Annotated in this window: 10 protein-coding genes and 2 pseudogenes; 6 read left to right on the top strand and 6 right to left on the bottom strand. The window is 68.4% G+C overall.

What is annotated here, in order from left to right:
• Positions 1-31: 31 nt before the first annotated feature.
• From ABT078_RS33195 to ABT078_RS33185, 3 genes are all read right to left on the bottom strand, one after another.
• A complete protein-coding gene (locus ABT078_RS33195; RefSeq protein ID WP_351234400.1) occupies positions 32-1,051 on the bottom strand; it encodes a thymidylate synthase in 1,020 nt (339 codons plus the stop codon).
• A 290-nt stretch (positions 1,052-1,341) separates the two neighbouring features.
• On the bottom strand, positions 1,342-1,929 hold the full coding sequence (locus ABT078_RS33190) for a class I SAM-dependent methyltransferase (protein WP_351234398.1): 588 nt from the start codon (positions 1,927-1,929) through the stop codon (positions 1,342-1,344).
• A 184-nt stretch (positions 1,930-2,113) separates the two neighbouring features.
• Positions 2,114-2,575 carry a hypothetical protein gene (locus ABT078_RS33185; RefSeq protein WP_351234396.1) on the bottom strand — a complete coding sequence of 154 codons (462 nt, stop codon included), beginning with the start codon at positions 2,573-2,575 and terminating at the stop codon, positions 2,114-2,116.
• Between the two features lie 263 nt (positions 2,576-2,838).
• Between ABT078_RS33185 and ABT078_RS33180 the strand changes: the two genes are divergently transcribed.
• Together ABT078_RS33180 and ABT078_RS33175 are read left to right on the top strand one after the other, a co-directional pair.
• A complete protein-coding gene (locus ABT078_RS33180; protein ID WP_351234394.1) occupies positions 2,839-4,071 on the top strand; it encodes an NsdA family TPR-like regulatory protein in 1,233 nt (410 codons plus the stop codon).
• Positions 4,068-4,607 carry a GNAT family N-acetyltransferase gene (locus ABT078_RS33175; protein ID WP_351234392.1) on the top strand — a complete coding sequence of 180 codons (540 nt, stop codon included), beginning with the start codon at positions 4,068-4,070 and terminating at the stop codon, positions 4,605-4,607. Before ABT078_RS33180 ends, ABT078_RS33175 begins: the two co-directional genes overlap by 4 nt.
• On the opposite strand, the gene ABT078_RS33170 is transcribed toward ABT078_RS33175, so the two are convergent.
• Together ABT078_RS33170 and ABT078_RS42925 are read right to left on the bottom strand one after the other, a co-directional pair.
• Positions 4,604-4,765: a hypothetical protein gene (locus ABT078_RS33170; protein ID WP_351234390.1), complete on the bottom strand. Its 162-nt coding sequence runs from the start codon at positions 4,763-4,765 to the stop codon at positions 4,604-4,606. The two genes, ABT078_RS33175 and ABT078_RS33170, sit on opposite strands and share 4 nt — an antisense overlap.
• A 107-nt stretch (positions 4,766-4,872) precedes the next feature.
• A pseudogene (locus ABT078_RS42925) lies at positions 4,873-5,052 on the bottom strand (transposase); the annotation flags it as partial.
• A 353-nt stretch (positions 5,053-5,405) separates the two neighbouring features.
• Between ABT078_RS42925 and ABT078_RS33160 the strand changes: the two are divergent.
• The 4 genes and pseudogenes from ABT078_RS33160 to ABT078_RS33145 all read left to right on the top strand — a co-directional run bounded on the left by ABT078_RS33160 (position 5,406) and on the right by ABT078_RS33145 (position 9,456).
• Positions 5,406-5,753 (top strand): hypothetical protein, encoded by a 348-nt coding sequence (locus ABT078_RS33160; RefSeq protein ID WP_351234388.1) that lies wholly within the window; start codon positions 5,406-5,408, stop codon positions 5,751-5,753.
• A gap of 132 nt (positions 5,754-5,885) precedes the next feature.
• Positions 5,886-6,959, top strand: a pseudogene (locus ABT078_RS33155) (recombinase family protein); the annotation flags it as partial.
• Positions 6,960-7,890: 931 nt separating this feature from the next.
• Positions 7,891-8,967, top strand: coding sequence for an NAD(P)H-dependent amine dehydrogenase family protein (locus tag ABT078_RS33150; protein ID WP_351234386.1), 1,077 nt, complete (start codon positions 7,891-7,893; stop codon positions 8,965-8,967).
• Between the two features lie 3 nt (positions 8,968-8,970).
• Positions 8,971-9,456: a carboxymuconolactone decarboxylase family protein gene (locus ABT078_RS33145; protein WP_451082309.1), complete on the top strand. Its 486-nt coding sequence runs from the start codon at positions 8,971-8,973 to the stop codon at positions 9,454-9,456.
• A gap of 6 nt (positions 9,457-9,462) precedes the next feature.
• On the opposite strand, the gene ABT078_RS33140 is transcribed toward ABT078_RS33145, so the two are convergent.
• Positions 9,463-11,889: a GMC oxidoreductase gene (locus ABT078_RS33140; RefSeq protein ID WP_351234384.1), complete on the bottom strand. Its 2,427-nt coding sequence runs from the start codon at positions 11,887-11,889 to the stop codon at positions 9,463-9,465.
• Positions 11,890-12,027 lie beyond the last annotated feature (138 nt).

Here is a 12,027-nt window from a genome sequence, read left to right as displayed (position 1 = left end):
TCTCCGCTCCTGAATGGCTTCTGGGTCCCGATCACTGCGTGCTCCCCTCGGAGATGCGGGCGGGCCAGCGGCGGGCCATCAGCCAGCGCAGCCCCGGGGCGAGGGCGTTCTGCACGCGCTTGTCGACCGGGTCGGCTTCGCAATAGCGGATCTGCCGGTACGCCTCGAACAGCAGGAGGACTTGCTGCCAGTACGGGGCGAAGCCCAGGCCGGCGATGTCGTCGGGGGTGTACTGGGCCTTGTTGTTCCGCAGCCGCTCCTCGTGCATGAGGAGATCGCCGATGGTGGCGAGGGACGTGTCGGCGGGCATGGCGGGGAACGCGTGCTGCACGGGCTCGGGCCGGGTGGAGGCTTCGGCCAGGATGCGCCGGACGCGGTCGTAGTCCCGGTCGCCGATGTGCGCCGAGCCGATGTGGTGGGTGTACGTGCCGACGTCGAGGCCGAGCTGCACGGCCGCGAGCTCCTGGATCATCGTGAAGGAGAACACGTCAGACAGGAGGCCGCGGTCGCAGTCGTTGGCGCGCATGTAGCAGACCATGTGCAGCTGCGCTCTGCGGGCGAGCAGATGCAGCGCGACCACACAGGACATGTCCGGGTTGTTGTCCAAGGCGAGCTCGTCCGCGGTGAAGATGGGCATGAGGCCGCGCTTGCTGTCCGCCTCGTTCCGCAGCAGGGATATGACCCGGTCGAACGGCGACATGGTGTCCGTTCCGACAGGGTTGAAGATGCGCGAGCCGTACGCCGAGCCGACGATCGTCGTCCCGTCGCGGGAGCTGAGCCGCATGCGTGAGGCGTAGTGACCGATCATGTCCAGGTCAGTCCGGCCGGCCATGTACCAGAGCGCTTCGGCGAAGTGGAACACCGGGTTGATCTTCCGGGCGGCGAGGTATGGCAGGCGCTCGCGCGGGTTGGCGATCTGGAAGGACAGCCCGATGCACTCGCGGGCGGTGTTCCCCCGGGGCGCGTTGCGGTAGTCGTAGGTGTCGGTGATGTGGCGGATCACCTCCAGATAGGCACTCTCGAAGTCGTCAAAGACGGGTGGGGTGAGCACGGCTTCTCCTTGGTCGAGGGGATTGATCCGTCTCGCGCGCCGATGGAGGATCGGTGCGCGAGGGGTCTATGACAGGTGTCTGGGGAAGACCACGTGCAGCCCGATGAGCAGCAGGCAAATGAGTGGGAAGCCCGCACAGCTCTTCAACCAGTGCCGGATGAGCGGCAGCTTCCTCCTCACCACTGGGGCTGCCGCAGGCCTCGCGCGGGCTGGCACGTGCATCGCTACGACCAGCGCGAAGCCGGGAAGGACGCCAAAGAGGAAAGCGGCGCGCATCATGTCGGCACGCATCAGCCCTGTGGGCCGCGGAGGACGATGGCGGTCAGGCATCCGTCGTCGCAGAGGTTGTAGCGGGTGGTCTCCGCCCAGCCGTCGCCGAGCCTGGCGATCACTTCCTCTCGGATGCCGCGGTGCGCCGTTTCGGGCTGCTTTTCGTACACCGGCGTCATCACGTGCAGGACCCCGGTGGGGCGTAGCCATCGGCGCACGTCGGTGAGGAACCGCGCCCGGTCCAGGAAGGCCATCACCAGGCGGCACACGACGATGTCCACGCTGCCCGGAGCGAGGTCGTTGGGGATCGGCTCGGAGTTGAAGTCGTGCTCGCGATACCGCAGGTTCGGGTGGGGGAACGCCTCTGCGGCTTCCTTTACGACCAAGGTCGAGAAGTCGTAGCCCGTGGCGATCAGACCCCACTCCGCCATCGTGTGGGCAAAGTCGCCGCGGCCGCACCCGACGTCGATCGCGGTCATGCCGGTCTCGGGCCGCACGTGCGCACGGAACAGGCCCAGCTCATCCTCACTAACGGGCCGAAACTGCGTGCCGATGGCAAAGACGTTGTCCCAGTACCCCGGGCGCCGGGTCGGCGGCACGCCGGCCACGACGGCGTCCAGTGCTGCGCCCGGCTCTCTGTGGGGGAGCTGGCTGTTCATCAGGGGGTTCTCCTCATCGTCCGTACAGGGCAAGCACCACCATCAGCCCGGTCGTGGTGAGGACGATGAGGATCTGTAAGCACCACTGCCGCCAGCCCCACCGACGTTCGTCCATCCACCGGACCGGGTTCCTTCAAGTTGCGGCCTCGGGCACGACCAGCGCCGTGAAGCAGTGGCGATCGGCCACGAAATGCAGTTCTTCCTCGTACTCGGCGTTGTTCTCGCTGATGTGGCTGCGGTCAAGGACCAGCACGCCGTCCGCGAAGCCCTCGTGCATGAGCCTGCGGGCCAGTAGCCAGCCGGGAGACTGCTGCGGGGCGAGCGGTCCCCTCTCGTCGTGGAGTCGATGGCCCACCTGCCAACCGCGCTTGGTCGTCTCCTGCTCCAGGACTTGGAACACTGGCGCGGGATCGACTCCGTTGAGGGTGCGGACGTAGGCGACGACGCGCCGCTGGGTGCGGGTCCTGGGGCGGTGGGCGAATACCGGCGCGTTGAGCTCGTCCCGTAGCCGCTTCAACCGCGGGCCGAGCGCGATCTGGACGCGGGGTGCGGCGGGGCCACCGAACAGGCGCGTGAACTCGTTGTCACGGTCCATCCACGACGTATCCCGTGCCGCCCTTGGCGTGCCTTGCATCGTCGTCTCCGTCGCTCTGGGGGAGCGGGCGGACCGCCGCCACGTCAGCGGTCCGCCCCAGGGGAGGGCCGCCATGAACAGCGGCCGTCACTCATACAACTGCCGAAGTAACGGTCAGGGCAGGAAATAGTGGGCGGGCGTTGGCCGCAGTCAACCGGAAATACTGGGCCGACGCCTTCGCCATCAGCCTCAACAGGGAATGACACTGCGGCTACGGTGAGTGTGTGGAGGAGAATTCCCGCCTGAGGGCCGCGATGGAGGAAGCTGGCTACAAACAGGCCGAGTTGGTGGAAGCGGTGAACCGTTTGCTGACGGCCGCCGGCCACCGCGGCACGGTCGGTGACAGGACGGTGCGCTACTGGCTGACCGGAAAATCTCGCTGGCCCCAGCGGCGACAACGGGAGGCCTTGGAGGCACTATTCGGTTGTCCGGCCGTCGAACTCGGCTTTGTCCCACCGGAGGACCCATTGCTCCGCCGCACCTTCCTCGCCACCACCACGGCCGCCGGGGCATCACTCACGCTCCCGCCCTCCAACACGGGGCGCGTCGGCACATCCGACGTAGCGGCTCTCCGCGCCAGCCTGGAGAGCTTGACCGGCCTGGATGACACGCGCGGAGGGCATTCGGCCCTTGAACGGTCGGCCCTTGCCGGTGCGGCCGAGTGCCTGAGCAAGCAGGACAAGGCCAGCTCCCAGCGAGTCCGTCAGCGACTCCTCGGACTTGCCTCCGACTTCACCGCCACCGCCGCTTGGTCGAACGTCGACGCCCGCCAGCTCGATCGTGCAGACGGCCAGCTCAAGGAAGCTCTGTACTTGGCGCGGATGGCCAACGACAGCGCCACCGAGATGCGGGTGTGGAACTCGTTGGCGATGCTCGCCCACCAGCGGAAGGAGCACGGCCAGGCCGTCGATGCCGGCTATGCGGCTCAGGCCACGGGCATCACCCGTCGCGATCCGCTGTTCGCGTCGCTCGCGCACGCCCGTACAGCGATCGGGCACGCGAACCGAGGGGACCGGCAGGCCGCCCTGCGGTCCTTCGGCTTCGCCGAGGACATGCTGAGCAAAGCCAAGCCGGACGCGATTCGGCCGCCGTGGATCGCGTTCTACGGCCCCGCCGAGCTGTACGCCTTGGGTGCGGTCGTCCGTGACCGGCTCGGCTTCGCGGCGGAGGCGGAGGCTGCCTCGTACCGCGCGTTGGCGGTCCTCCCTACGCAGTTCCGCCGGAACCGCGCCCTGGCCACCGCACGGCTCGCGCTGGCACAGCTTCATCAAGGCGAAGCCGATCAGGCATGCGACACGGCCGCCTCGGTCTTCGAGTTGATGGCCGGCGCTCCTCTGCCGGGCCGCATGAGGTCGCTGATCGGCGACTTCTACCGCGACCTCCTCACCCTCGCACCGGACACCACCGTGGCGCGAGAGTGGGGCGACCGATACCGCGACCAGTGGAGCCGACCGTGACTATCCAGCTGAGCCAGTACCGTCACGACGACCTGCCCGAGATCCGCCAGACGCTCATCGACGTCCACGCCGATGCCTACGCGGATCAGATGGACGACCCGTTCGTACAGCGCTTCCCGTGGTTCGTCGACCACTGGGGCGGCCGCGCCGACTTCTCATGCATCATCGGCTGGGACGGAAGCGAGCCCGTTGGCTTCGCCTACGGCGCGCCCGCTGTGCCGGGCAGGGAATGGTGGCGCGAGCACGTGGCCGAGGAACCCGAGAACCCGTCAACGTTCTCGCTGTCCGAGCTGATGGTGCGGCCCAAGTGGCGCAAGACCGGAACCGCTGAGCGGCTGCACGAGGCGCTGCTCACCAGCCGGGACGAGGCCCTCGCGGTGCTGCTGGTGGACAGCACGCACCCGGGCGTGCAAGCCCTGTACGAGTCGTGGGAGTACCGGAAGGTCGGCGAGCGGCAGCCGTTCCCCGACTCTCCGGTCTATGCGGTGATGCTCCGGAGTCTCACACCAGCGGCAAGCGAGGCGGCGCGCGGCTAAGCAGGCTCCTCCTGCCCGCCGAACAGCGGGACCTTCGACAAGGGGTCGTGCTGGCCGGCGTCGTGGGGCCGGTCGTACACGGTGTCCGCGGTGTGGGAGTCCCCTGCCCACCGGCCGCGCCGGTTGCGCTCCCGCAGTGGCACCTCGGCGGCGATCATGTCGGTGTTCGGGGCCCGCGCGCAGTGACCTGCTTCCCGGCCATGTAGGGGATGCCCGCGAGGTCGGCGAGATGCTGAACTCGCTCGTTGAGCACTCCACCCTGGCCGCGGGCGTCGGCGAAGCGGGTGGGGTCGTCCCCGATTTCGGCGAGGAGTCGGGCGCCGAGCTGGGTGCCGAGCCCGGGGAAGCTCAGGATCACGTCAGCGTCCGGGTGCTGAGGGAAAGCCTCCTCCACCGCCTCGGCGAGCTCGTCGGCGGCGGTGCAGGCGGCCGCCAGCTGGCCCAGGGCGCTATCGCCGAGATCCACCTCTTCGGGACCCGCGGATACCGCTGAGTCCTGGACGCGGACATCCAGGCGTGCTTCGACGAGATCGAGCATGCCGCCCTGATGGACCGCGTCCGAGCGAGGATCAAGGACAAACGGGTCCTGGCCCTGGTGAAGGCATTCCTGAAAGCCGGGGTCCTCACGGAACTCGGAGAGCTCCAGGACACCCACACCGGGACTCCGCAGGGAGGCGTCGTCACGCCCCCAACGCAATGGGCAACTTCTGTTTCGAGGTGACGCTCGGCTACCGGCGCTTGGAACTCCTTCCTCGCACGGTGGGTAAGGAGCGTCACAATGGGTAGTAGGTTTGTGACATGGTGCGTGGTGATCGTGTCGATAGCGTCGAGTACGCCCGGCGGGTCAACGCCGCTGCGGATCTGGTCGGGGCGGGTGTGCCCGTGGCCGCAGCCGCCCGCACGTTGGCGAGTAGGTACGGGGTGTCGGTGCGTCAGGCACGCCGGTATCTGGAGCAGGCCATGGCTGCTGGACGGCGCGAAGTCCCTGAGTCGAGCGTGGTGTTCACTGTCAAGCTTCCGGAATCGCTGGCTGGACAGATCCGCGCCCGTGCCCACGAGAGCGACCGGGCGATCTCCGCGGTGGTGGCCCAGGCTCTGGCCGAATTTCTTGAGCGGGGTGCCCCGGAGGGGCGGCCGGGCAGGTGAGCGGCCGGCCGGTGGTGGTGGAGGCGGTCTTCGACCGTCATGCGGCGGCGGACTTGTCCGCGGCCTACGCGGCGTTGGTTCCGCAGCGGCGAGCCCGGATACGGGATCGCCTGGAGCAGGCAGGAGTGAGCGATGACCAGCGTGGCGATCTACGCCCGGGTGTCCTCGGCCCGGCAGAAGAAGGACCAGACGATCGGCTCGCAGACCGCGGCCCTGCGCGCGCACGCCGCAACCGCGCATCTTGAGCTGCCCGAGGAGTGGGTGTTCGAGGACGAGGGGCACTCCGGGGCGACCCTGGTGCGGCCCGCGCTGGAGCGGCTGCGCGACCTGGTCGCCCAGGTCGGCGTGGATGTGGTGCTGTGCTATGCGCCCGACCGCCTCGCCCGCAAGTTCGCTTACCAGGCCCTGCTGGTCGAGGAGTTCGCCCGGGCCGGCACCCGGGTGGAGTTCGTCCGCGGCCCACGCGGCGACAGCCCCGAGGACCAGCTGATGGTCCAGTTCCAGGGCATGTTCGCCGAGTACGAGAAGGCCCAGCTGATGGAACGCTACCGGCGCGGGAAGACCTACCGGGCCCGCTCGGGGGCGGTGAACGTGCTGGGCGGAGCCCCGTTCGGCTACCGCTATCTACGCAAGACCCCCGAGTGCGGGGCCACTTACGAGATCGTCGAGTCCGAGGCAGCGCTGGTGGTCGAGCTGTTCCGCCGCTACACCGACGACGGGGCCTCCATCGCAGACCTGACCCGCTGGCTCACCGACAGCGGCACTCCCACCCGCACCGGCAAGACCCGCTGGGACCGCAGCGTGGTCTGGGGCATGCTCCGCAACCCCGCCTACGCAGGGCAGGCAGCCTTCGGCAAGACCCAGACCGTCCACGAGTCCCCGGGTCTCAACCGCCGGGCCCGCCTGGAGGGCCGCAGCACTCCGCGCGCCGTCAAGACCGCCGACCGCCCCCGCGAGGAGTGGATCACCATCCCCGTTCCCGCGCTCGTCACCCCGGCCACCTTCGATCGCGCCGCCCAGCGGCGCGCCGACAACAAGCGCTTCGCTTCGCGCAACAGCAAGGTCCCCTCCCTGCTTCAGGGGCTGTCGGCCTGCGTCAGCTGCGGATACGGCTACTACCGCACCTCGACCACTACCTCCTCCGGCAAGAAGATCTACTACTACCGGTGCCTGGGCTCCGACGACTACCGCTACGCGGGCGGCCGGGTCTGCACCAACAAGCCCGTCCGCGCCGACTACCTCGACACCGTCGTCTGGGACCACATCATCGGCATGATCGCCGACCCACACCTGATCCGGTCCGAGATCGACAAGCGGCTGGACCGTGCCCGCACCTCCGACCCCGCCACCCGCCGGCGCAGCCGTCTCGAACTGGCCCTGGCCAAGGCCACCGCAGCGATCACGCGCATGATCGAAGCGTTCCAGGAACAGCTGGTCACCATCGATGAACTGCGGGCCCGGATGCCCGGCTTGCGGGCCCGGGAGAGCAACCTGCGCGGTCAACTCGACGCGCTGGAAGCCCAGCTCGCCGACCGCGACGCTTACCTCAAACTCGCTGACGACCTCGAAGGCTTCCTCGCCCAGCTCCGCGAGAACGCTGGGACAGCCGAGGTCCCCGAGCGCCAGCGCGTCCTGCGGCTCCTCGTCAAGGACGTCCTCGTCGGCCCTGAGAAGATCACCATCCGGCACCGCATACCCGTGCGTGAGCGCACCGCCGACAACCAGCATCAAGATCAAGACGCTACGGAGGGTGACTCATGCCCGAGTTACCCATTGCGTTGGAGACGTGAGCGCGGCCTCCTGCGGAGTCCGCGCCCGCACCACGATCCGCTCACCCTCGTCGGCCACATCCTCCATGACCAGCGGGGACAGACCCGAAAACACCGTCCGCACAAGCTCATTGACATCCTTCACATGCAAGTCAACGACCCTCACGACTCTCCGTCACCACCGAATGTGAGACAGGGCCGTTCGCTACACAGACCCGGACCTGGCGATGAAGCCGCCGCGGTCCTGACACCCGCGCCGCACGGGCCGGACGTCCCGCGCCGTGCGGGGCGTAAAGATCCCTTTCGCGTCGGAAAGATCTCCCTGCACGGCTCTGGGAAGCTTTGCCGTGCCTCGGTACCCTCCGCCCATGATTTCCACGGTTGTGTGGGGTACGGGCAATGTCGGCCGCGCGGCCATCCGCGCCGTCGACGCGCATCCGTCGCTGGATCTGGTGGCCGTCCTGGTCGCCGATCCGGCCAAGGTGGGCCGGGACGCGGGCGAACTGAGCGACCTGGGCCGCCGGTTGGGAGTGGTGGCCACCGACGACGTCTCCGCGGTCCTCGCGGCCGGTCCGCGCGCGGTCGTGTACGCGGCCTCCGGGGACATCCGGCCCGACGAGGCCCTTCGGGACCTCGAACGGGCCGTGCGGGCCGGGGCGGTCGTCGTCACACCGTCCGTCTACGGCCTGTACGACCACCGCGGCGCGCCGCCCGAGATCCGGGAGCCGCTGGTGGAGGCCGTCGCCGCCGGCGGCGGGTCCCTGTTCGTCTCCGGTGTGGACCCGGGCTGGGCGAACGACATCCTGCCCCTGCTGGTCACCGGCCTCGGCTCGCGCATCGACGCGGTCCGCTGCCAGGAGATCTTCGACTACTCCACGTACGACCAGGAGGACGCGGTACGGAACCTGGTCGGCATGGGGCAGGCGATGGGCTACCAGCCGCCGATGCTCTTCGAGGGCGTACCGACGATGGTGTGGGGCGGGCAGTTGCGGATGATGGCCCGCGCCCTGGGTGTCGAACTCGACGAGATCCGCGAGACACTCCAGCGGCGCCCGCTGGAGGCCACCGTCACCACGTCCACCATGGGCGAGTTCGCGGCGGGCACCCAGGGGGCCGTGCGCTTCGAGGTGCTGGGCCTGGTCGGCGGGGAGCCCCGCATCGTCGTCGAGCACGTCACCCGCATCCACGCCTCCTGTGCCCCCGACTGGCCGCAGCCCCCGGACGGCGGCGCCGGAGCCCACCGGGTGGTCGTCGAGGGCCGCCCCCGCATCGAGGTCACCGTCGAGGCGAGCGACGAGGGCGGCAACCGGTCGGCGGGCGGCAACGCCACCGCGGTCGGCCGGCTGGTCAACGCCATCGACTGGCTCACCGAGACCAAGCCCGGCCTCTACGACGCGCTCGAGGTCCCGCTGCGTCCCGCGGCCGGCCGACTGGGAAGGACCTGACCGATGACCCTGCGCATCGACATCCCCGAGGGAGCGGACCCGATCCCCTACGTGTGGGGCGACATGGTTCCGGAGATAGGCATGGCGGCGTCGAACTTCTCGCTGGCCGTATACGCCCACACCAGCCTGGGCCTGCGCGAGTTCGAGGCGGCGCGGCTGCGCATCGCGCAGATCAACGGCTGCGTCTTCTGCCTGGACTGGCGCACCGAACGCGACGGGGAGAAGGTGGACGAGGGCTTCGCGGAGGCGGTCACCGCCTGGCGGACCACGGGCGACTTCGACGCGCGCACCCGTCTGGCCGCCGAGTACGCCGAGCGCTACGCCCTGGACCACCACGGCCTGGACGAGGACTTCTGGCGCCGGATGACGGCCCACTACAGTCAGCCGGAGATCGTGGAGCTCAGCATGAGCATCGGGTCCTGGCTGGCGTTCGGCCGGCTCAACCATGTGCTGGGGCTGGACCGCGTCTGCGTCCTGCCCCAGCGTTGAGGCGGGTCAGAGGTCGGTGGCGATGATCTCCTCGATGTTCCGTTCGGCGAGTGCCGTGATGGTGACGAAGGGGTTCACGCTGACATTGCCAGGGATCAGCGACCCGTCGACGACGTAGAGGCCGGAATAGCCGTGCAGGCGGCCGTAGTTGTCAGTCGCCTTGTCCAGCACCGCACCTCCTAGGGGATGGTAGGTGAGGTGGTCGCCCCAGATCTTGTATAAACCGAACAGGTCGGTGCGGTAGATCGTTCCCTCCTTCGCGTTGATCCGGTCGAATATCGACTTCGCCATGGTGATCGACGGCTGCTTCCAGGCCGTCTGCCAGTTGAGTTCCACCTGTCCGCTCGCCGCGTTCCAGGTGAACTCGGCGCGGTGCGGATTCTTGGTGATTGACAGATAGAAGGAGGCGTACGTCTCGATTCCGGTGGGCAGTGGTGCGACTTCGGCAAAGGCGCCGCCCTCGGCCCAGTTGTCGATTCCCGCGGTGGGAATCGACGACTGCAGGGCACCCGTGGGGTCCCACATGTGGTTGGCCCGCCCGCACATGACGTTGCCGTTCTCGCCCCAGCCCTTGCCGATCTCGCCGTTCAGGCCGGGCAGCGCACCCTGGGCCTTGAGCCGGACCAGCAGCTTGCTGGTGCCGACGCTGCCGGCGGCGAAGAACACCCGGGCCGCCGTGACCGTCTTCGTGGCCGTGACGGCACCGGCGGTGTCGAGCTGCTCGATGGCGACGGTGTATCCGCCCGAGGACTCGGGGGTGACGGACGTGACTCTGTGGAGCGGGGAGATGGTGACCTTTCCGGTGGCCCGTGCCCGGGCCAGATAGGTCTGCTGGAGGCTCTTCTTGCCGTGGTTGTTGCCGTAGAGGATCTCACCGGCCAGCGCCGACTTCGGGACCGTCCCGGCGGCCTCCTGCTTCATGTACTCCCAGTCGTAGACGTCGGGGACGAAGACGAAGGGGAAACCCGACCGCTGCGCGTGCTTCCGGCCCACCCGGGCGTACTGGTAGCAGGCCGCGGTCTCGAACCAGGCCAGGTCGATCGTGCCGACGCCCAGTTCCGCGTTGGCACGCGGATAGTAGACGTCGTACATCTTGTCGGGGTCGACGGACGGCAGGACGCCGCCGAAGTTCTCGCGCCTCGGTGTGACGGCCATGCCGCCGTTCACCAGTGATCCTCCGCCGACACCACGGCCCTGATAGACCGTGATCCCGCCCATTTCCTCGGCGTCGAGAATGCCGGTGTAGCGGGGGACGTTCTTGTCGAGCGGGAAACCTAGGAAGTTGCTGAGGGGTTGTTTGGTTCTGGTGCGCAGCCAGAACGAACGGTAATCGGGACTTGTGGTGTTGGCGAAGATCTTTCCGTCGGGGCCCGGGGTGTCCCAGGCCATTCCCATTTCGACCATGTGCACGTCGACACCGGCCTGTGCGAGCCGGAGGGCGGCGACCGAGCCGCCGTAGCCGGTGCCGATCACCAGGACCGGGATGCGCACACCCGGTTCGATCACGGCGGCGTTCGGCTGCGGATCCGCCAGAGCCGGCGAGTTGTGGCCGCCGAGTATCACGGCGCCAGAAATGAAACCTGTTCCAGCGATGAATCGGCGGCGGGAGATTCCGCTTAGTGGGGGTCTGTTCTGGAGGTCAGCGCTCATACGACACTCCTCGATTTCGAGTGAATCGAAACGGGTTCTACTGCCGTTGGCGTACGAAGTCACGACATACCTATTGGTAACTTTTCGTGCACCGCCTCCCGGCCGACGCCCCTTCTTTCCTTGCGCCTTGACGGAAGGGGTCTCGCCGGGCCCGAGCAGCACCGGTACGACCAGCGACGCGGTCTTGCCTTCGCCCGGATGGATCCGTAGCGCCCGGCCGACGGCTTGGACGAGGTCGGGCATGGAGCCGCGTACGTCAGCGAAGTACACGGAGTCACACCGGGACGTATCAACGCCTTCTCCGAGGACCTTCACAGAGCCCAGGTAGTTCTTCTCCATGACGGTGCCGTCGGTGGCGATGCCGTCGGTGAACTCGGTGAGGACGCGGCGTCGGTGGAGTGGCCTGTGTTCGCCGCACAGCCAGTCGGCCCAGATCGTGGCCGGGTACAGCTCGGGATCGCTCGCGTGCAGCCGCTGAGCGAGGGCCGTGAGGCCGGCCGCGAACGCCTCGGCCTCCTTGACGACGTGGTGGAAGACGAGGGTGCGCCTGAACCCTTCCTCCGAGGATGCCTTTATCAGGGCGGTCTGCAGGGCGGCGAGCCGCGCTCCCCGCACGGCATCCGACCGTGCATCCGCGCCGAGCAGCTGCGCGGCCTGGAACTGCGTGTCGGTGATGTCCACGCACACGACCAGGTAGGGGGCGCAGATGCCCCGGTTGATGGCCGTCGAGAGCGTCAGGGTGAAGCACCTGCTGCCGAGGGGGGAGTCGGGGGAGTCGTCCATGCTCGCCACCAGCTCGCCCGGCGCGCCTTGCTGCTCGGAGTGTAGGTGGAAGCCCGTTCGACCGGTCCGCGCCGGTATACCGCGGAGTACAAGGCGAGGATCCTCGCGGAGTACGAGACGTTGGACAAAAAGGGCAAG

The organism is Streptomyces sp. NPDC002133 (assembly GCF_040296405.1).
Classification (GTDB): Bacteria; Actinomycetota; Actinomycetes; order Streptomycetales; family Streptomycetaceae; genus Streptomyces.
The sequence above is the reverse complement of the archived record's forward strand: the minus strand, read 5'-3'. Positions and strand labels throughout refer to the sequence as shown.

Bases quoted from the DNA above. Each gene is read 5' to 3' on its own strand.
- ABT078_RS33185 (WP_351234396.1), bottom strand. From the start codon at position 2,575: ATGGACCGTGACAACGAGTTCACGCGCCTGTTCGGTGGCCCCGCCGCA.
- ABT078_RS33170 (WP_351234390.1), bottom strand. From the start codon at position 4,765: ATGATCGCCGCCGAGGTGCCACTGCGGGAGCGCAACCGGCGCGGCCGG.
- ABT078_RS33160 (WP_351234388.1), top strand. From the start codon at position 5,406: ATGGTGCGTGGTGATCGTGTCGATAGCGTCGAGTACGCCCGGCGGGTC.
- ABT078_RS33150 (WP_351234386.1), top strand. From the start codon at position 7,891: ATGATTTCCACGGTTGTGTGGGGTACGGGCAATGTCGGCCGCGCGGCC.
- ABT078_RS33145 (WP_451082309.1), top strand. From the start codon at position 8,971: ATGACCCTGCGCATCGACATCCCCGAGGGAGCGGACCCGATCCCCTAC.
- ABT078_RS33140 (WP_351234384.1), bottom strand. From the start codon at position 11,889: ATGGACGACTCCCCCGACTCCCCCCTCGGCAGCAGGTGCTTCACCCTG.